The 20,724-nt window shown below is 32.6% G+C and carries 20 protein-coding genes; 15 read left to right on the forward strand and 5 right to left on the reverse strand.

Annotated elements, in window-relative coordinates; genetic code table 11:
• The 7 genes from RVY88_RS04015 to RVY88_RS04045 all read left to right on the forward strand — a co-directional run bounded on the left by RVY88_RS04015 (nt 1) and on the right by RVY88_RS04045 (nt 6,798).
• Entirely contained in the window at nt 1–843 is an 843-nt protein-coding gene (locus tag RVY88_RS04015) for a class 1 fructose-bisphosphatase (protein ID WP_002849235.1), read from the forward strand.
• Nucleotides 836–1,165: a hypothetical protein gene (locus tag RVY88_RS04020; protein WP_034959638.1), complete on the forward strand. Its 330-nt coding sequence runs from the start codon at nt 836–838 to the stop codon at nt 1,163–1,165. The genes RVY88_RS04015 and RVY88_RS04020 overlap by 8 nt, the downstream gene beginning before the upstream one ends.
• Nucleotides 1,166–1,185: 20 nt before the next feature.
• The gene (metG, locus tag RVY88_RS04025) at nt 1,186–3,084 is read left to right on the forward strand and encodes a methionine--tRNA ligase (RefSeq protein WP_162167147.1); all 1,899 of its coding nucleotides are present in this window, start codon (nt 1,186–1,188) and stop codon (nt 3,082–3,084) included.
• Entirely contained in the window at nt 3,084–4,064 is a 981-nt protein-coding gene (locus RVY88_RS04030; RefSeq protein ID WP_002849246.1) for a hypothetical protein, read from the forward strand. Before metG ends, RVY88_RS04030 begins: the two co-directional genes overlap by 1 nt.
• Nucleotides 4,065–4,079: 15 nt before the next feature.
• Entirely contained in the window at nt 4,080–4,721 is a 642-nt protein-coding gene (locus RVY88_RS04035) for a Crp/Fnr family transcriptional regulator (protein ID WP_002849248.1), read from the forward strand.
• Between the two features lie 122 nt (nt 4,722–4,843).
• A complete protein-coding gene (locus RVY88_RS04040; RefSeq protein ID WP_223261866.1) occupies nt 4,844–5,401 on the forward strand; it encodes a cytochrome c3 family protein in 558 nt (185 codons plus the stop codon).
• Between the two features lie 11 nt (nt 5,402–5,412).
• A complete protein-coding gene (locus RVY88_RS04045) occupies nt 5,413–6,798 on the forward strand; it encodes a multiheme c-type cytochrome (RefSeq protein WP_002849252.1) in 1,386 nt (461 codons plus the stop codon).
• Nucleotides 6,799–7,649: 851 nt separating this feature from the next.
• Here RVY88_RS04045 and RVY88_RS04050 read toward each other — a convergent pair.
• Nucleotides 7,650–8,696, reverse strand: coding sequence for a dehypoxanthine futalosine cyclase (locus RVY88_RS04050; RefSeq protein WP_011731961.1), 1,047 nt, complete (start codon nt 8,694–8,696; stop codon nt 7,650–7,652).
• Nucleotides 8,697–8,867: 171 nt separating this feature from the next.
• Between RVY88_RS04050 and RVY88_RS04055 the strand changes: the two genes are divergently transcribed.
• Together RVY88_RS04055 and RVY88_RS04060 are read left to right on the forward strand one after the other, a co-directional pair.
• Nucleotides 8,868–9,242: a copper resistance protein NlpE gene (locus RVY88_RS04055; protein WP_038453321.1), complete on the forward strand. Its 375-nt coding sequence runs from the start codon at nt 8,868–8,870 to the stop codon at nt 9,240–9,242.
• On the forward strand, nt 9,242–10,432 hold the full coding sequence (locus tag RVY88_RS04060) for an MFS transporter (RefSeq protein ID WP_238389006.1): 1,191 nt from the start codon (nt 9,242–9,244) through the stop codon (nt 10,430–10,432). The genes RVY88_RS04055 and RVY88_RS04060 overlap by 1 nt, the downstream gene beginning before the upstream one ends.
• On the opposite strand, the gene RVY88_RS04065 is transcribed toward RVY88_RS04060, so the two are convergent.
• Nucleotides 10,427–11,221: a CheR family methyltransferase gene (locus RVY88_RS04065; protein ID WP_002849258.1), complete on the reverse strand. Its 795-nt coding sequence runs from the start codon at nt 11,219–11,221 to the stop codon at nt 10,427–10,429. The genes RVY88_RS04060 and RVY88_RS04065 overlap by 6 nt on opposite strands.
• A complete protein-coding gene (locus RVY88_RS04070; protein WP_002849259.1) occupies nt 11,214–11,780 on the reverse strand; it encodes a CheB methylesterase domain-containing protein in 567 nt (188 codons plus the stop codon). Before RVY88_RS04070 ends, RVY88_RS04065 begins: the two co-directional genes overlap by 8 nt.
• A 210-nt stretch (nt 11,781–11,990) precedes the next feature.
• On the opposite strand from RVY88_RS04070, the gene RVY88_RS04075 reads away from it, so the two are divergent.
• The 6 genes from RVY88_RS04075 to RVY88_RS04100 all read left to right on the forward strand — a co-directional run bounded on the left by RVY88_RS04075 (nt 11,991) and on the right by RVY88_RS04100 (nt 17,992).
• On the forward strand, nt 11,991–13,871 hold the full coding sequence (locus RVY88_RS04075) for a flagellar assembly protein A (protein WP_162167149.1): 1,881 nt from the start codon (nt 11,991–11,993) through the stop codon (nt 13,869–13,871).
• 2 nt (nt 13,872–13,873) lie between these two features.
• Nucleotides 13,874–14,428, forward strand: a complete 555-nt coding sequence (gene ruvA / locus RVY88_RS04080; protein ID WP_002849261.1) for a Holliday junction branch migration protein RuvA — start codon at nt 13,874–13,876, stop codon at nt 14,426–14,428.
• Nucleotides 14,429–14,436: 8 nt separating this feature from the next.
• Nucleotides 14,437–15,474, forward strand: a complete 1,038-nt coding sequence (locus RVY88_RS04085) for a D-alanine--D-alanine ligase (protein WP_038453327.1) — start codon at nt 14,437–14,439, stop codon at nt 15,472–15,474.
• Between the two features lie 68 nt (nt 15,475–15,542).
• On the forward strand, nt 15,543–15,779 hold the full coding sequence (locus RVY88_RS04090; RefSeq protein ID WP_002849263.1) for a prevent-host-death protein: 237 nt from the start codon (nt 15,543–15,545) through the stop codon (nt 15,777–15,779).
• A complete protein-coding gene (locus RVY88_RS04095; RefSeq protein ID WP_011731964.1) occupies nt 15,769–16,563 on the forward strand; it encodes an alpha/beta fold hydrolase in 795 nt (264 codons plus the stop codon). Before RVY88_RS04090 ends, RVY88_RS04095 begins: the two co-directional genes overlap by 11 nt.
• Nucleotides 16,556–17,992: a Mur ligase family protein gene (locus RVY88_RS04100; RefSeq protein ID WP_162167150.1), complete on the forward strand. Its 1,437-nt coding sequence runs from the start codon at nt 16,556–16,558 to the stop codon at nt 17,990–17,992. Before RVY88_RS04095 ends, RVY88_RS04100 begins: the two co-directional genes overlap by 8 nt.
• A gap of 64 nt (nt 17,993–18,056) precedes the next feature.
• On the opposite strand, the gene RVY88_RS04105 is transcribed toward RVY88_RS04100, so the two are convergent.
• Nucleotides 18,057–19,256 carry an acetate kinase gene (locus RVY88_RS04105; RefSeq protein ID WP_002849266.1) on the reverse strand — a complete coding sequence of 400 codons (1,200 nt, stop codon included), beginning with the start codon at nt 19,254–19,256 and terminating at the stop codon, nt 18,057–18,059.
• Complete coding sequence (gene pta, locus RVY88_RS04110; RefSeq protein ID WP_144686346.1) at nt 19,257–20,651, reverse strand: phosphate acetyltransferase; 1,395 nt, start codon at nt 20,649–20,651, stop codon at nt 19,257–19,259.
• Between the last annotated feature and the right edge of the window lie 73 nt (nt 20,652–20,724).

A 20,724-nucleotide genomic window follows, 5' to 3' on the forward strand; every position in this document is an offset into this window, starting at 1 on the left:
ATGCAAGAAATTATAAAAACTATAGAAAAAATCGCAGTTAAAATAAGCGAAGAGTTAAAATACGCCGACCTTGGCTACACGGATCATGCAAACTCCACAGGCGACACTCAGTTAAAACTTGATGTCAAAAGTGACAACATCATCACACAAGAGTTTATAGGAGTTTCAAGCGTAAGATCACTTGTAAGCGAGGAAAAAGAAGACGCGCTCGATATCCATAAAGACGGCGAGTTTATCATCGCTTATGATCCACTTGACGGAAGTAGTTTGGTCGATGTAAATTTCGCCGTCGGAAGTATTTTCGGTGTATATAAAAACGAGTTAAAACCCTCAAATTTAGTAGCGGCGATCTACTGCATTTATGGACCTAGACTTGAAATGGTAGTGTGCGAAGATACTCCAAAACTTTACCGTTTAGATAGAGATGGAAGCTTTAAATTTATAAAAGATCTAAGTCTAAAAGAAAAAGGTAAACTAAACGCGACTGGCGGTACTCAAAAAGGCTGGAGCGGGGCTCATAGAGACTTTATAAAAACTCTATTTGATGAGGGTTATCGCCTTAGATATAGTGGTGCCATGGTTAGTGATTTACATCAAATTCTACTTAAAGGCGGCGGACTTTTTAGTTATCCGGCTACAACTGACGCGCCAAACGGAAAGCTTAGAGTTACTTTTGAAGTTTTGCCTTTTGCTTTCATATATGAAAGAGCCGGCGGCGCTACTACAAATGGAGAAAACAAGTCTCTTTTTGAGATAAACTTAGAAAAAATTCACCAAACAACGCCTTGCTTTTTCGGCTCAAAATATGAAATAAACAGACTTTTAGAGTTTTACAATGACTGAGTTAAAAGAGTTTAAAGATATAGACGAAAGTATCTATGAAAATAAAAAATTAGACGTCGAAGATTGCCGAAATAAAAGCGTTAGAGATGTCGATAAAAGTTGCTCAAATTGCTCTAACGTATTTCGCTGCGATAAGATAAAAGAGTTTGTAGCGCTTCAGTTCGAGATAACAACATCAAAACTCAAACAGTGCCAGCAGAGTAATTCTTTAAACAGTTGTATGAGCTGCGAGCTATTTTTTAAATGTGAAAATAGAAAAAATTATGTCAACGCCACCTATGAAAAGATGAACGAGGGCAGAGGTGGCGAGTTTGACTTTTAAATTTAAAAAAAAGGAAATAGATGAAAAAATTTATAACAACACCGATTTATTATGTAAATGACGTGCCTCATATAGGTCACGCGTACACAACTATTATAGCCGATACCATGGCTAGGTATTACCGTCTAGTAGGATATGATACGTTTTTTTTAACAGGAACCGATGAGCATGGTCAAAAGATAGAAGAGGCTGCTAAAGCACACTGTAAAACACCTAAAGAGTACGCCGATGAAGTAAGCGCTAAGTTTAGATCTCTTTGGGATGAGTTTGAGATTAGTTATGATCATTTTATAAGAACTACCGATGACTACCATAAATTTACCGTGCAAAATGTATTTTTAAAAATGTATGAAAAAGGTGATATATATAAAGGCGAATATGAAGGAAATTACTGCGTTAGTTGTGAGACGTTTTTTCCGCAAAATCAGCTGATAGATGATGAGTTTTGTCAGGATTGTGGTAAAAAAACAAGAATCGTCAAAGAAGAGAGTTATTTTTTCAAACTCTCGGACTATCAAGATAAGTTATTAAAATGGTATGAGAAGGGCAATTGTATACTTCCAAAAGGCAAGAAAAATGAGGTTATAAGCTTTGTAAAAGGCGGTTTAAAAGATCTATCTATCACTAGAACCAGTTTTGAATGGGGAGTGAAGCTTCCTAGTAGTTTAAATGAGCCGCGTCATGTTATGTACGTGTGGCTAGACGCGCTTATAAACTATCTTTCGGCGCTTGGCTATACTACCGATAACAAAAGAATGGATTATTGGAACGATACGATGCATTTAGTTGGAAAAGATATCTTAAGATTTCATGCCGTTTATTGGCCTGCGTTTTTGATGAGTTTAGAACTTCCTCTTCCTACTAGCGTGGCAGCTCACGGTTGGTGGACAAGAGATGGTAAGAAAATGAGTAAAAGTATAGGAAATGTAGTAGATCCAAGAGCCGTGGCAAATGCTTACGGACTTGAGGCTTTTAGGTATTTTTTGCTTCGCGAAGTACCGTTTGGTCAAGACGGTGATTTTTCGCAAAAAGCTCTTATTGATCGTATAAATAGCGAACTTAGTAATGATTTAGGAAATTTACTGAGCCGTATAGTAGGAATGAGCTCTAAATACTCAAATTATGAGATAAATAGCCAAAACGTAACTAAGCTTTATTTAAATGAGTTAGAATCTGCTAAAACTCATCTTGATCAAGCTATAGAAGCTATAAACGAAGTAGCTACAAATCGTTATTTGGAGGAGCTTTGGAAAGTTTTAAGTCTAGCAAACGCAAGTGTAGCAAAGTATGAACCTTGGAATTTGATAAAAGAGGGTAAAACAGACGAAGCAAACGCTTTAGTCGCTTTAGTAGCAAATTTACTTGCAAAAGTAGCTGTTTTATTAAGTCCGGCTATGCCAAAAAGTAGTGATAAAATAGCTAAAACTTTGGGCTTTGAGATAAATACTAAGACTTATAACGATATTATTTTGAAAAATGAGCTTTTAAATTTAAAATCAAGCAGCACGGAACCTCTTTTTACTAAAGTAGAATCCGAGCTTATGGCTGTTCCTGATATGAGCAGTGCAATCAAAGAAGAGAATGTTTCAAAAGACAGTGAGATAAAAATAGACGACTTTAAAAAATGTGTGATAAAAGTAGGAACTATCTTAGAGTGTAATAATATTGATGGTAGCGATAAACTTTTAAAATTTAAAATCGATCTTGGCGAAGCTAATCCGCGTCAGATCATAAGCGGTATCGCTAAATTTTACGATCCAAAAGATCTGATAGGAAAACAAGTTTGCGTTTTGGCAAATTTAAAACCAGCTAAGATATTTAAACATTTAAGCGAAGGCATGATACTTAGCGCAGAAGATGGTAAATTAGTACTTCTTAGCACTTTGGCGCCTGTAAAAAACGGAAGTTTAGTCGGATAATGCGTATAGAAAATCTAACTCGTCTTGTTGATGGAGAGCTGCAAAATAACCCAAAAATAAGTATGGTGAGTGGATTTTGCTTAGAAGCCGATGATGTAAAAAATGGTTTTGCTTTTATAGCTTTGAATGCCACTAGAGATGATGCTATTTTGGCTATACAAAACGGAGCTTACGCTCTTATAACCGATTTAAACTTAGAAATATATGATGATGAGATAGCTATAATAAAGGTTGATAATTTAGCTTCTAGCGTGCTTCGTTTAGCTCGTTTTATAGCTACACAAAAAGAGCTTAAATTTTTTCATTTAAATGTTGCTCAAAACGCTATATTTAGCTGCTTGAGCTTGCCTAAAAAAATAAGCTTGATAAGTTCTAACCTAAATGAGATTTTAACAAAAATAATAAATGCCGCACATAATGACATATTTTTAAGCAAAGACGAGATTTTACTAAATAGAATTTTTGAAAAAACAGCTATAAAAGATAGTCAAAATTTCTCTTTGATACATTCTCACTCTATTTTTTATACTAGCATAATGTTTCTTGATACATACTATGAAAATTTGAATTTTCCGTCTATTTTTGCTAGTGATTTGGCTAAAGTTATGCAGTTTTTTTATGATTATAATCTAAATTTCAATATAAAAGATTTTCGTGAGTTTAACCATTTTAGAGCCATTTTTGTAGATAGATTTTTAAATATCAAGCCATTTGGAGCTAGTTATAGAGCGTTTATATGCGAAAATAATGAAGAGCTTTTTATAACAGAAGCTAAGTTTTTAAAGTCTAAATTTGAAAATACGTTTATATGTACCCCTATCAATCATCGTCTTAGAGATATGGCAGATTTTTGTTTTGAGAGTTTAAATGATTTAAAAATGATGAGCGATTTTAAATACGCACTTGTATTTTCTGATTTTCATGAGCTTGAAAGTAGTCTAAATGAGACCAAAACCGAGCGTACTCTTTTTGATTTTTGATGAAGGATAAATGATATGTTGATAAAAGAAATTCCATTTTTTAGCGGTTTGAATGATGAGGATTTAAAAAGACTTGAAAATATATCTGTGATAAAAAGCTATAAAAAAGATGAATTTTTGTTTATGGAAGGAGATGAACCACAATGGTTTAATGTGCTTGTAAAAGGTACTATTAAAATTTATAAAAGCACTCCAAAAGGAAAAGAGATATTTTTACATACGCTTCGTCCTATATCCTTAGTTGCCGAGCTTGTAAATTTTGAAAATATCCCATATCCGGCAAGCGGAGTATTTTTAAACAACGCCGAGGTTCTACGTATAAATTATAATAAATTTAAAACAGATTTCTTATCGAATCCGTCTATTTGCTTTGAACTTTTAAAATCTCTTTCGCAAAAACTTAGGATTATGAATGGTGTATTGCAAAATGAACTAACTTTGAAAAGCGATGCTAAGGTAGCGAAATTTATAGTAGAAAATCCTGATCTATTTTCCACTATCAAACATACTCAGATAGCGTCTATACTAAATATAGCTCCAGAAACTTTATCTAGAACTATAAGCCAGTTTAAGCAACAAGGCATTATAAAATTAGATGATAATCTAAATTTAACCTTTAAAGATAATGAAAAGCTTATAAGCTTATTTAATATTTAGTGTTACTAATTTACATAAATTTATAAAAACCCCAAAAAACTTGACGAAAGTCGTTGTATATATATTAAAAATATGTTAGAATAACATTCTAAATCGTAGAAAAGCAATTTTCTAGGGAGGGAGTGGAGTTGAGAAAGACAAAGCTTTTTACTATAGCTATCTTTATTATAGGTGGCTTAGTTGGTCTTGTATTTGCTCTTGGTATAGCACAGTTTATGTATGTGACTGGTGGAGATAAGTTTTGCACGTCCTGTCATGTTATGGAACCTATGGTTAGTTCGTATAAGAACGATATTCATGGAGGAAATAACAAAGTTGGATTTAAAGCAGAGTGTGTTACTTGTCACTTACCGCATGACAATATAGTCAAATATACGTATCAAAAGGCTGTTAATGGTATGGTTGAAGGTGCCATTACACTCTTTGGAAGTCCTGAAAAATTTGATTGGGAAACAAGAAGAAAAGAGTCTAAAAGATATGTGTATGACAGTGGCTGTATGCACTGTCATGGTGATATAAAAAATGTTTCTTCACAAAATATGAAGTCATTTTTACCGCACCGTGATTATTTTGCCAAAAATATAAATAAAACCTGTGTCGAATGTCACGAGCATGTCGGACATAAAAATCTTGGTTTTCACCTTAAAGCTAAATTTGGTGATTTCAATATTACAAAGTAAGGAGATGAGAAATGCTTAAAAAATTTATTTTAGCATTAACCTGTATCGCCGCTATCGGTTTTGCTGATAGCGTTGGAAATATCAATCTTACAAAGACAATGAAGGTTGATAGAAATTTAAGCCCATTGGCTGTTAAATGTATCGAGTGTCATAAAGACAAAACTCCAGGTATCGTAAATGACTGGAAAAGTTCTCGCCATGCTCACGCTGCTGTAAGTTGCGTGGATTGTCACGCGGTTCCTGCCGATAGTCCTATGGCTATCAAAAAAGAGCACCCAAAAGATAGTGGTAATCACGTAAGTATTTTGGTCAGCCCAAAAACTTGTGCTAAATGTCACGCTAAAGAAGTTGAACAATTCCAACAAAGCGGTCACGCAAGAGGCGGAGTTCAAATGTTTGCTAAAAAAGGTATGGTTGAACTTATGTATCACTATGAAGCTAATGGTAAACCATATGAAAATGATGCACCATTTTACGCAGGAAATGAGAATCTAAAAGATGCTCCTGCTTCTACTGGTTGTATACAATGCCACGGTATGGAAATTAAACTTGATAAAGAGGGTTATCCGCTTCCTGGAAAAGGCTGGCCAAACTATGGTATCGGTAATGCTTATCCTGATGGTAGCGTAGGTAGTTGTAAATCTTGCCACTCTAGCCATAAATTTGATATGACTGAAGCTAGAAAACCATCTGCTTGTGCATCTTGCCACCTTGGACCTGATCATCCAAACATTGAGATTTACAACAACTCAATGCACGGAAAGATCTTCAATGCTGAGGGTAATACATGGAAATGGGATAGTGCCCCAGATACTTGGGATGTTCCGGACTATAGAGCTCCGACTTGTGCTACTTGTCATATGAGTGGAATAGGTGATCTAAACACTACTCACAATGTTAGCGTACGTCTAAAATGGAATCTATGGGCTCCACATAGCAACCTAAGAACAGGCGGATATGACACAGCTGCTGAAACTTATGCTAAAGAAGGTAAAATAAGCATAGGAACACCACTAGCTGGAAATATAAATGGACCAGAAGCTGCTAGAACCGAGATGAAACAAGTATGTAAATCTTGCCACTCTTCAAAAGCAACTGATTCATTCTTTGTAAGTGCTGATAACCATGTTGAACTTTACAATACTTATCACACAGAAGCTAAAAAAATGCTTGATGACTTGAAAGCCAAAGGTCTTCTCAAGAAAGACGAATGGTCTGATGAGTTCCAAATAACTTACTACTATTTATGGCATCATCAAGGTCGTCGTATGAGAATGGGTGCTGTGATGGGCGCTCCTGACTATGCTCACTGGCATGGAGTATTTGAAGTACAACAAGACATTAAGAAACTTCGTACTATCTATGACGCTCGTATCAAAAGCGGAAAAATAGAATAGTTCTTTGTTCTAAAAAGCCCTGCATTATGTGGGGCTTTTTAAATTTACTCTATCAAAAACACACTTTTTTTATTATTTTATATTTTATCTATATTTTTTATAACTATAAAATTTAAGTTATTGTTTTTATACGGTGGCTGAGTTCGTGTCTAAAACTATACCCCCATTTTCTGCTTTTAAATTTAATATTCCTGATATCTTGATGGTAATATATCTACTTCAATCTTTTTACTTCATTTAGCATTAATATTATAAAAATCTATAAAATACTAGCTCTTTCATTATCAGTAGATACTTGTTGTAATAACTCGTTTGGTTTCTCTTTTTCGATATCTCCTAAAGATAGCATTTTGGAGTTTTAAAAGATACTTCCACCATACGTATAGCCGTCTATATTATAATCTGCAGTTACTCTTAGCCTCGTTTAACTTTTCTTTATTTTTATAAATCTCTCTTTTATATCTAATTAACATTTATTTGTTCTAATATTCGTATATTTATCTAAAAAAAGTATTTTCAACCGTTCTAATATTTTATAGTAAGCTTCGTTGTTATTTAGTAGTTTTAGATTCTGATTGTTTTTAAGTGAATCGTTTTTGTACTAGATTTCTAATTTATCTTTAATGGCGGTATATTAAATCCATCTAGAATTAATTTCTCATTATTCTTAAATACATTTTTAAGTATCATTGCTTTTTAATAGGTCAATATTTTCACTAGTTAATACATCACCTTTCAACCATCCACCGAGTATAAATTAGTATGTCGTATAGTTCATATGAAATTTTGTTTTTTAGTTAAGATATTTTAAATTCAAAAATATAATATTTATGAGAAATAATATTTAGAGCTTAAAAGCGCTCTAAAATATCATAGTTAGTGTTTCTTTTAGCAGGAAATTCGCCTATATCTTTGATAAGTTCTATCATCTCATTTTGACTCATTCTAAAGCTTGCTCCGGCGGCTTTTACTACGTTTTCTTCCATCATAGTACTTCCTAGATCGTTTGCTCCGAATTTAAGTGCTAATTGTCCTATATAGCTGCCTTGCGTTACCCAACTGCTTTGTATGTTTTTGAAATTATCTAAAAATAGTCTTGAAACTGCTAGAAGTCTTAAGTAACGATTCGGAGATTGTTTTTTTATAGTAGGATATTCCGATTTTAGTTTCGTATTTTCAGACTGAAAACTCCATAATATAAAGGCTCTAAATCCGCCTGTTTGATCTTGTAGACTTCGTATTTTATCCCAATGTTCTACTATTTCCTCATCTGTTTCAACCGTACCAAACATCATAGTGGCGGTAGTTTTCATACCTATGTCGTGAGCTTGCTTATGGATATCTAGCCATGTTTGAGTACTGCACTTTTTAGGGGCTATTATATCTCTTACTCTATCACTTAGTATCTCCGCTCCGGCTCCTGGTATGCTATAGAGTCCTTTTGCTTGTAGTCTTTTTAACACTTCTAAAGTGGAAATTTTGGAAATTTTTGCTATATAGTCTATCTCAACTGCAGAAAATCCGTGTATATCTATATCCGGATATTTTTTTGCTATGTGCTCTACTAAGTTTTCGTACCATTCGATCTTTAGTTTTGGATGAACGCCTCCTTGAAATAGTATCTGAGTGCCGCCTATGGCGATTAGTTCTTCTATCTTTTGATCTATCTCATCAAAGCTAAGTATATATGCTTCATCTTCATTTACGTGGCGATAAAACGCACAAAATTTACAATCTACCCAGCACGTATTTGTATAATTTATATTTCTATCGACTATAAAAGTTGTGATTTTGTCTGGATGCAGTTTTAGTTTTTTGTCAAATGCTAGTTTTCCAAGTTCGTTTAGATCTGCGTTTTTTATCAAATTTAGAGCTTCTTTTTTGTTTATTCTGTTCAAAATTTATCCTTTTTTTGGGCTAAATTTTATCATAATTTGCAAAAAGATGGCTTAAAAATATCGATTATTTTAATATCTAACATTATAAAATATAATTAAATTTTATATATATACGTGAGCAAATTTATAAAATATTGGATATAATTGCGTTTCAAAAAATAAGGAGTTAAAATGAAAAATATGATTTTGTCCATAGTGGCATTTACTATTTTTGTTGGTTGCGGATCGGCAAATCAGCCTACTAACGACCGAAAAACATTTGAAACTACGCTCCCTTGCGCTGATTGTAGTGAGATAAAGTCCATTTTGCAGCTAGATAGCAACGGAAGTTTTATCTTGTCTGATACCTATGTAAAAGATATAAACCAAACTTTTACTCAAAGCGGTTTATATAAGACTGACGGTGAGATTATAATAATTACTAGCGATGATAACGAGACATTTTACTTTAAAAAAGACGGTTTAAATTTAAATAGACTAGATGCTGATAAAAATTTAATAGAAGGTGAGTTTAAAGATTATTATACCTATAAACTCCAAAAATGATAAAATATCTCGCACTCCTAAGATACAATTCAAATCTTAGGATTTTAACTTCTATACAATTTATTTGTTACTTTGGAATGTGGTTTTCACATACCGGAATTTTTACTCTTTTAATAGAGCTTAACGCTCCTGTGTGGGCCGTAACTCTTGCTGCGGCGATGGCGTTTATACCAAATGTTTTTTTAGCTCCGATAAACGGCATAATAATAGATAAATTTAGTGCAAAACCTATGATGATATTTCTTATGTTTGTAGAAACAGTGACTGTTTTGATGCTAGTTTTTATAGATGATCTTAGTTTGCTTCCGCTTTTGTTTATTCTTATATTTGTTAGAATGGGAACCGGAGTGACTTATTTTCAAACAGAGATGAGCTTGCTTCCTAGCTTGATGACCAAAAAAAATCTCAAACTAGTAAATGAGATACACTCTATCATCTGGGCCGCATCATATACTGCAGGTATGGGCATAGCCGGAGTTTTTATACATTATTTCGGCATTAAAGAGGCATTTTTATTTGATTTTGGCTTGTATATTTTGGGGATGTTTTTACTCACAAAGCTTAGAATTCCAGATATCGTAAAAACAAGAACGCAAAAAGCATTTGAGATGATGAAAGACGGTCTAAAATATATAAAAAATAGTCCTATTATAATGCATCTTATACTACTTCACTCTTTTGTAGGCATAACTGCGTATGATAATCTGATAGCTCTTATGGCAAATTACAAATACAAAGAGATAATGAGCGTATCTTTGATAATCGGTTTTATGAATATGACTAGAGCTATATCGCTTGTGGTAGGACCTATCGCACTTAGTAAATTTACAAACACAAAGACGCTTATTTGGCTTTTTGTCGGTGAGTTTTTGGGTATATCTTTATGGGCAATTTTGCAGTTTGATTATTACTTAGGGCTTATAGGATTGGTGGCGGCAGGATTTTGTACATCTACTCTTTGGTCATTTACATTTACAATGCTTCAAAACAACTGCGACAAAAAGTATTACGGGCGCGTTATAGCTTATAAAGATATGGTGTATTTTATAGTATCTGCTAGCGTATCGTTACTCATAGGAGTAGCCTATGAACTCGGCATGGGGCTTGCTATGATAACATTTATAATGGGATTTATGTTTTTTATAGGCGCGTTTTATTATAAATTTGTCTATGAGAAGTATTTTTTATAACTTCTCATAGTAGCTTGAGCCGATATCTACTATTTTCGTATAAAGATCTGTGTATGGAACTAGATCGGCGTGACCTACGTATAATCTTCCAAAAGGTTTTAGGATCTTATGAAATCTTTCGATAGTCATCAGCCTATACTCTTCATCGAAATATATCATCATATTTCTTGATAAGATTATATCAAACATTCCTAATTTAAATAAGCTTTCATCAAATATATTTGCTACTTTAAACTCCATTTGAGGCATTAGCTCTTTTTTGATTTGGTACATATCATCAACTTTGTTGAAATACATATTTTTTTGATTTGAGCTTACGTTTTGTATAGATCTTTGGTTGTATATACCGTCTTTGCACCTTTGGATAACTTCTGAGTTTATATCTATACCTACTATTTTTAGTCTTTGTCTATCTATACCGATAGTTTTTGCGATCATTCCTAAAGAATATACCTCTTCGCCGCTACTGCAAGGAGCACATAAAATCTTTACGTTGTCGCTCAAAGCCATAGTATTTGCATAGTATATAACAGAGTTTAGTTGATTTAACTCTCTGTAAAAATATGTTTCGTTTATGGTTATTAAATTTAAAAGCTCTTGTCTGAGTTTTGATTCAAAAGAAACTTTTTTTAATAAAGCATCCATATCTGGTATATTTTTATTTGTGGCAAAGTTGGATATTTTGGTTTTGATGATATCTTTTTTGTTGGTTAGATCGTTGCCGCATAGTTTTTTAATAAGACTAATTAACGCTTGTAGTCCATTTTCATCATATACAAATTCACTCATTAATAAATCTCTCTAATTTAATTTTTATATCGTGTAAGTTTGCAGTTTCTAATTTTGTATTTAACTCTTTTGCGCGTTTTGGCATACCGTATACTATGGCCGATTCTTCGTTTTCGGCTATGCATTTTGCTCCGGCTTTGTATAATTTATCAAGCCCTGCAGCGCCATCATCTCCTATACCGGTTAATAATATTGCCATCACGCTTACGTATTTACAGACAGGAACTGCTGAGTTAAACAGCATATTGACATTTGGATTAAAAGTAGTTACAATTTTGCTTTCATCAATGTTTGCACTTAATGTTTGTGAGTTTAGTATTACGCTATTTTTCTCACAAATATACACTTTGTTTTCAAGGTGCATTTTTTTATCTAGCAGTTCTACATCCGGATTTATATCTTGATTAAACTGTGTAACAAAACTATGGATGAACATAGAACTCATATGCTGAGCTATCACTACTGATGTATTTTTAGGAAGGTTTAGGTCAAAAAGTAGCTTTTTAAGATGACCTGGACCGCCTGTGGATGCTCCTATAAGGATAAGTTTTGGTTTCAAATTTGAAAACTCCTAGCTAAAATTTAATTTTATACTAATAATTTAAAAAAGTATAATTATGTTATTTTAAAATGTGTAGTATAATATAATTTCATTATTAAGTCAATTTGTATTTATAAATCAGTCTTTGTTTTGCGACTATTTTTTATATAGAATTTAGTGGCTTTAATGTATAATTAAATATTAATTAATCATAGACCAAGGATTTTTATGGCTGATGAAGTTATAATGCCGTCGATAATAGTAGATACGAAAAATCCATATCAAGATATGGAATTTATAGCTTCTAACGCCGGAGTTAGCGTTGATAATGTTGATTTTAATATAATTTCCGTCGATACGCGGTATAAATTAAAACCCGAAGATGATTTTATAAGCGCTATCGACAGCGAGCTTCGTATGTTTGATGATGACGAGTTTATGTCGAATCCAAATTTATCTATATCTCAAAATTATAAAGTAGAATTTTTTGATAGACGAGTTAAAAAGCAGCCTATGTTACCAAAAGTATCATTGGGTACAAATAAAAATATGACAAAAGTAGTAGCCTCTATAAAAGAGGATTCAAACGTGAAATACTATCCTTCATTTGAACGAGATCTTATAAATTTCATACAAAAAAAGTTATTAAAAGCAAATATACTGATAGGTATAAGAGACTATATAATGCTTAGAGAGATAAATAAAGTAACGTCTATTTTGCGTATAAAAGAGATTATCGATAAGGCATTTACGTTTGTAGTGGTCACTGGAGTAGATCCTGTAGTGGCTGTAGACGATAATATGATATTTTACTATAAAAGCAAATTAAAAAATAGTGAAAAGAATAAAGACGACAAGGTAAATTACTCGAATAGAGGATTTGTTCAAGGAGTTACGGAAGGCGAAGTCATTATAGAATATATAAAGCCTAAAACCGGAATTGCTGGTAGAAATGTTAAAGGAGATGTTATCTCTGTTAATGAGCCAAAAATTCTAATAAAAGAGAAGATTAACGTAAGTCAAAATATAGATGTAAAAGAAGATGACGATAGCATAAAATACATAGCTAAGAAAAACGGTTACGTAAACGAAGAAAAAGGCACGTATGATATAAAAGATGAGCTTGATATAAATGAAGTAAGCTTTAAAACAACCGGATCTATAGAAACTAGCTTAGAATCTGACGTAAAAATCAATATTAAAGAAAAAGATATTTTAAAAGACGCCGTCGGTGCTGGCATGAGTATAGAAACAACTTCTATAAACGTAGAAGGAAACGTAGCTAAAGGCGCGCATATCGTATCCAAAGATGTTATTATAGGTGGTCAAACTCATGCAAAATCAGTTATAAAGGCTCAAACAGCAGAGATATCCGTGCATTTAGGGCGATTAATATGTGATGAAGCAAAGATAGATAGGTTGGAAAGCGGTTATGTTAGGGCAAAAAAGGTATTTATAAACTCAGTTATAGGCGGAGAAATAATAGCAAATGAAGTTCATATTAAGCGTCTTTTTGCAAACTCTAGTATAACTGCATCGACTTTGGTAGAAATAGACGAACTAAAAGGAACAAACAATAGAATTTGCATAGATTCTGGAGAGATACTAAATTATGAAGGAAAGCTAGAAGAGTACTCTAAAACTATGTCTAAGCTAAAGACCGATATATTAGTTATACCAAGAGAGTTAGAAAGCAAAAAAAATATTATAGACTCAAACCGAGAATCGGTAAATTCGATAAAACGTAGAATAGAAGAGTTAAGAAGCACAGGCAAAGCGCCTCCCATGTCATTTTTAAATAAATTAAAAGATTTTCAAGCTTTAGTTTATGAATATAATAGTATGCTAAAAGATCTAAACGGTAAAAAAGCTGCTTTAAACGATTTGAAAGAAGAGTTAAAAAGTATGCAAAGTATGGTATTTAAAGCTAAAATTATAAATAAAGATAGGTGGAAAGAGCTAAATGAGATTAAATTTAGATTGATTGAACCAAAAAAAGATATTACTTATAGTACGAGAGAAAATGAGTTGGCGAAGCTTATAACATTAAAGTGCGTTACTTTGGGCGATGAAGAGATCTACGAAATAAAAAAATCAAACGAGATATAACAATGATAAAAGCAATAGAAGGAATAATAACAAAAAAAGAGCCGACTAACGTCTGGATAAAAACTCTTAGCGGAGTGAGTTACGGAATTTCCATATCACTTTTTACTAGTGCAAGCTTGCAAAAAGGTGAAAAAGTCGAACTTTTTATAACTCAAGTGATAAGAGAAGATGCGAATTTGCTTTACGGTTTTATAAAAGAGAGTGAGCAGCGTATATTTGAAATGCTTTTAAAAGTAAACGGTATAGGTGCTTCAACGGCTATGGCGGTTTGTTCCAGCTTGGGTCCAGATGAATTTAGTATAGCAGTTATGAACGGCGATGACGCTGTTTTAAGAAGAGTCCCTGGTATAGGTCCAAAAACTGCAAGAACTCTTATAGCTCAACTAAGCGATGCTAAGTTTGGAGAGATTAATTCTATGCCTAGTTATCAAAATGAAGCGTTTATGGCTTTAGAAAGTTTAGGTTTTAAAAGAGATAGAATTTCAAAAGTATTAAATGAATGTTCTAGTAATGATACTGCTTCTCTTATCAAAGAAGCGCTTAAAAAACTTGCGTAAGGATAGTTATGAAATTTGGTATAGTATTTGGCGGAGTGAGTTTTGAACATGAGATAAGCATAGTCTCGGCCATAGCGGTAAAAAAGGCTTTAAAGTGCGAACTTAGTTTTATTTTCGTAGATAAATTCGGAGATTTTTATCTTATAAATAGTGACGATATGAGAGCAAATTTTTTTAGCAGTCATAAGTATAAAAACTCAAAAAAACTTCATCTAAAAAAAGGTGGTTTTGCGGCTCACGGGATATTTGGTATGAATGATCTAAACGTGGATTGCTATATAAATTTAATACACGGCAGAGATGGCGAAGACGGCAAAATAGCCGGTATGTTTGAGTTTTATAACGTAACTTTTATTGGCCCTAGATTAGAAGCTAGCGTGATGAGTTTCAACAAAGAACTCACAAAACTATTAGCTCATAAATGCGCTGTAAAATCTCTTCCTTATGAGATGATAAAAAGAGGCGATATAGTTAAAACCGAACTTCCTTTTATACTAAAACCAGCAAGACTTGGAAGTAGTATAGGCGTGAGCGTTGTTAGGGATATTTCAAATTTAGATTATGCGTTAGACGTGGCATTTGAGTTTGATAAAGATATCTTAGTAGAGCCTTTTAAAGAAGGTATAAGAGAGTTTAATTTAGCAGGATTTAAAGCCGAAAATGATTTTATATACTCTTTTATAGAAGAGCCAAAAAAGAATGATTTTTTAGATTTTGAACAAAAATATATGAGTTTTTCTAGTAGCTGTGCAAAAGAAGCCGATATAGACGATAGTCTAAAAATAGCGATAAAAGACGCTTTTGCTAAAATTTATAATGGCGGAAATTTTGACGGAGCTTTGATAAGATGTGATTTTTTTGTTTTAGATAATGAAGTTTATCTAAATGAGATAAATCCAAATCCCGGTAGCATGGCAAACTATTTATTTACCGACTTTACGTCATCTGTAGAAAAATTGGCGAATTCTATAAAACCATCAAAAAATATAGATATAGACTATAAATTTATTAATTCTATAACAAGCAATAAAGGTAAGCTAGCATAAAACTTTAAAATCTTTCTAAGCCAAATTTATGTAGAATTTTACATAAAATTCTACATTAAGGATCTGTCATGGCTACATTTAGTAAAAATGAAGTATACACCGCAACAGAAGTCGTGAGAAATTTTAGTTCCATACTTACTAAAATCGCAAAAGCAGAGATGAAAAGAGCGTTTATAGTTAAAAACAACCGCTTTGAAGCGGTACTTTTAAATATGGACGAGTACGAAAGACTAAATGATGCAGTAGTTTTGCTAGAAGCGATATATACTACTCAGAAAAAAGAGAGAGCTGAAAATGGCGATTAAAGACGTAAAGGTAAATGGCGGAGTTTATAGCATAAATTATGATATTGTAAATCCTAATGCAGATATTTCTATCTTGATTTTGCATGGATGGGGTGCAAATAAAGAGATTATGAAAAAAGCTTTTTTGAACCATTTAGATGATTTCAAACAGATATACATAGATCTTCCCGGTTTTGGTAAAAGTACGCTAAAACATCCTTTAGATACAAAAAAATACGCTATTATAGTATCTGAATTTTTAAATTTAATAGGCGTAAAACCTGATTTTATCATGGGGCATAGTTTTGGCGGCAAGGTTGCTAGCTTGTTAAATAGTCCTAGACTAGTTCTTTTAAGCAGCGCCGGCATAATAACTAAAAAATCATTTTTAGTTCGTTTTAAGATAAAGATTTTTAAACTAATTAAATTATTTGGTTTTGGTAAATTTTATAAACTGTTTGCGACAAAAGATGTGGCTGGAATGAGTAAAGAGATGTATGAAACTCTAAAAAATGTTGTTGATGAGGATTTTAGACATATTTTTGCAAATTGCAAGGCTAAGACATTGATTTTCTGGGGAAAAGATGATAAATCAACACCTCTTAAAAGCGGAGAAACTATATCGAAGCTTATCGTAAATAGTGAGTTTTATCCGCTAAATGGTGACCACTTTTTCTTTTTATTGCACTCTAAATTTATAAGCGATAAGATAAAAATATCCTTAGCGCATGAGACTCAAAGTAAAAATTTAGATGACGCATATACACAAGGTTGTATTTTAGAATCAGGAGATGACGATGCTTGAAATATCTTTAAAATTAGTTTCAAATTTTATTATAACGTTATGTTTTGGTTTGTATATCATCACTGCTTTGCAATGGTATAATTATAAATTTGAGCGTGTGTTATTTCATTATACTAAACCTTTGTGGCATCTTTATTACGCTATTATTCCATTGACGTATATAAGTATGTTTCAAAATTATGTAATTTTATTTATCGGATCTATTTTATATGGCGTGGCCATTATTTTATGGCAAAAAAGGCTTGATAAAAGACTGGTTTTAACAAATCGAGTTAAGAGATTTTTTCTTTTTTTATTGATATTTTTTGTTGTTAGTTTATTTTTTAAATTTGAACAGATAGCCGTATTACAGCTTATATTTAGTGTTGGTTTTGCTCTTTGTTTTAGCTTTATTTATGAGTATATTTTGGCTTTGAAATTTAAAAAAGAGGCTAAAAATAAGATAAATAACATTTCAAATTTAAAAATCGTATTGATAACTGCTAGTTTCGGTAAAACTAGTATGAAAAATTTTCTTTATGATATGCTAAAAGATGATTTCAATGTTTATAAAACCCCAAGAAGCGTAAATACTTTATCAGGAATAATAAGAGATATAAATGAAAACCTAAGTTTTAATACCCAAATTTATATAGCTGAAGCAGGTGCTAGACTAAAAGGAGATATCAAATATATAACTGAGTTTTTAGAGCCTCATTTTGTGATAGTCGGAGAGATAGGAGACGCTCATATAGAGTATTTTAAAAGCATAGAAAATGTTCGCGCTACAAAGCTTGAAGCCCTTAATTCATCTAGAATTAAAAAAGCTTTTTTACATAGCTCTACTTTGAAAAACTATGATAAAAATATAGTAATTTATGATATTTTGGTTAAAAATATAGTTTCAAATTTAGATGGAGTTAAATTTAGTATTTTATATAATGCTAAAGAACTTCATTTTAGTTCAAAGTTACTTGGAGGATTTAACGCTTATAATCTTTGTGCTTGTATACTTCTTGCGATGGAACTTGGAGTAAATGAGCAAACTCTTCAAAATGCTATTTTAAAGATAAAAAGCGTGGAACATCGTTTGGAGAGGATTGAAGCTGGTGGAAAAATCATCATCGATGATAGTTTTAATGGAAATTTAAAAGGGATGAAAGAGAGCTATGAACTTGTAAATAGATATAGCGGAAAGAAGGTATTGCTAACTCCTGGTATAGTTGAAGGAAAAAGTAGCTTAAATGAAGAGCTGTCAAAAAAGATAAATGAAGTGTTTGATATAGTCGTGATAACAAATAGTTTAAACGAGAAGTCTCTTACTAAATTTCTTGTAAAACCAGAAGTCGTGCTGTTAAAAGATAGATCGCAAATGCAAGATTTTTTGGCAAATCACACTGTTGCCGGAGATCTCATTTTATTTAGTAATGACGCACCGAATTTCATATAAAGTAAGGCAGTATATAAATTTAAAAAAGAGCTAAATTTATTAAAAAATAGCTCTTTAACAATTGTTATTTTTTTGATTGATTTATTATACGCAGAGTATCTTCTGCTATAGCTAGTTCTTCATCCGTAGGAACTATGATGATGCGAACTTTTGTTTCAGGAAGACCTACGCGGCGTGGCTCATCTTTTTTAGCGGCATTTTTATCTTTATCCATTCTTATACCAAATATTTCAAGTCCGCTACAAACGGCTTCCCTGATTCTAGCATCATTTTCACCTATACCAGCGGTAAATATGATAGCATTTATTTCACCCAGTATTGATATATAAGCACCGATATATTTTTTTATGCGCAGCACAAACATCTCAAAAGCAAGTTTTGCATTTTCATCTCCGGCATCCATTCTAGCTTCTATTTCACGCATATCGTTTGAGCCGCCTATTGCTAAAAGACCGCTTTTCTTATTCATTATGGTATCAATTTCCTCGCCGCTTAAGTTTGCATTTTTCATCAAAAAAGGTACAATGGCAGGATCTATGCTTCCGCATCTTGTTCCCATCATAAGACCTTCAAGAGGAGTTAAACCCATACTTGTATCGATACATTTTCCATTTTTTATAGCTGCTATACTAGCACCGTTTCCAAGGTGTAGCGTGATACAGCTAAAATGGTCAAAATCAACACCTAGAATTTTTGCGCCGGCTTTTGCTACAAACTGATGCGATGTACCGTGAGCACCGTATCTTCTTATTTTATATTTTTCATAAAATTCAATTGGAAGAGGGTACATATATGAGCTTTTTGGCATTGTTTGATGAAAAACGGTATCAAAAACAGCTACATTTGGAATATCTGGTCTAACTTTCAAAGTCTCTTTCATGCCTGCTAAGTGAGCTGGATTATGAAGCGGAGCAAGCGGTATAAGTTCTTCTATTTTTTGCAAAACATCATCATCTACAAGTACAGCGTCGTTGAAAAGATCTGCGCCTTGAACTACCCTGTGACCTACGCCGTCTATCTCATCTAGGCTTGTTAATGCGTGACTGTTAAATAAAAGCTCATTCATCACGTCTATTCCTGTACCGTGATCAGGAATTTCTTCTCTTTTTTCAGCTATTTCACCGGTTTTCGTGACTATTTTTGCATATGAGTTTTTTGCGCCTATTTGTTCTATCAAACCTTTGCATATAACGCTTTCATCGCTCATATCGTAAAGTTTAAATTTAATCGAGCTGCTACCTGAGTTTATAACCAAAATTTTCATTTATTCTCCTTGAGATTGTATTGCGCTTATTAAGACCGTATTTACTATATCTTCAACCAAACATCCACGACTTAGATCATTTACTGGTTTATTTAGTCCTTGCAAAATTGGACCTATAGCTATAGCATTTGCGGTTCTTTGTACTGCTTTATAGCAGATATTTCCGCAGTTTAAATTTGGAAATATAAATGTATTTGCGTTTCCAGCTACTGCTGAGTTTGGTAATTTTTTAGCGGCGACTGCTTTATCTACCGCAGCGTCAAACTGAATTGGACCTTCTATTTTTAAGTTAGGATCAAGTTCTTTTGCTTTTTTTGTTGCTTCTATTATAAAATCTACATCTTCACCACATCCACTGTCGCCAGTGGAGTAACTTAGCATTGCTACTTTAGGATCAAGTCCAAAATTTTTAGCTGTTTTTGCAGTGCTTATAGCTATATTTGCTAGTTGGTCTGTTGTGGGATTTGGCGTGATAGCGCAATCTGCGTAAATTTGAGTTTTAGTATCTAAACAGACGATAAAACTTCCACTTACATTGCTAATTCCCGGTTTCATTTTGATAAATTGAAGAGCAGGGCGAATGGTCTGTGCAGTAGTCGTGCTAGCTCCGCTTACCATAGCATCTGCTACGCCTTTATAAACTAGCATCGTTCCAAAATACGTTCTATCCTCCATCAATGATTTTGCTTTTTCTAGCTCCATCCCTTTTGATTTTCTAAGTTCATATAAGGTATTTGTAAAATCATCTTTGTAGGCGTTATCTTTTGTGTTTATAATAACTGCTTTTTCTAAATTTAGATTTAGAAATTTCGCTCTTTCTTCTATATTTATTTTTTCTCCTAAAAGTATTATATTCACAGCTTCATTTTCAAGCAAAATTTGAGCAGCTTTTAATACTCTATCATCATTGCTTTCTGGTAAAACTACTGTTTTCAAATTTGATTTAGCTCTATCAAAAAGCATTTTTTCAAATTTAAGCGGCGTTATACAGCTACTGTTTGCGGTTTTTATCTCGTTTATATCATTAATGTAAGTAAATCCTAAAATATCTTTTTTAAACTCACTTTCTGGGCTGAGATAAAAAGGAGCGTTAAGATTTTTAGCTATATCGGCGTCAAGACTTTCTATCGAACTTCCTACTATAACTATAAAATTCGCATCTATACTATCAAATTTAGAGATAATTGATTTTATTAATTGATTTTTTTTACCATTTTTTAAAATTTCTTTAGCTTCACTTTTTGTTAGAAAAGTGTTACAATTTTTCTCATTTATATCGCTAATGGGAAAAAATATAGTATTTTTGTTACTAATTTCACTAAGTTCTTTCAGTAAATTTTGCCTAAATTTATCGTTTTGGTAGTCCGATTCAAGAATATAGATAGCTTTTAACACTGTTTTCTCCTATGTTTAATGTATTTGGAACTCAATTTGCTTTAATTGTAGCATATTTATATTTTAAGGCAGT

The sequence above is a fragment of the Campylobacter sp. TJR-1 genome, assembly GCF_032840035.1.
GTDB lineage: Bacteria > Campylobacterota > Campylobacteria > Campylobacterales > Campylobacteraceae > Campylobacter > Campylobacter fetus.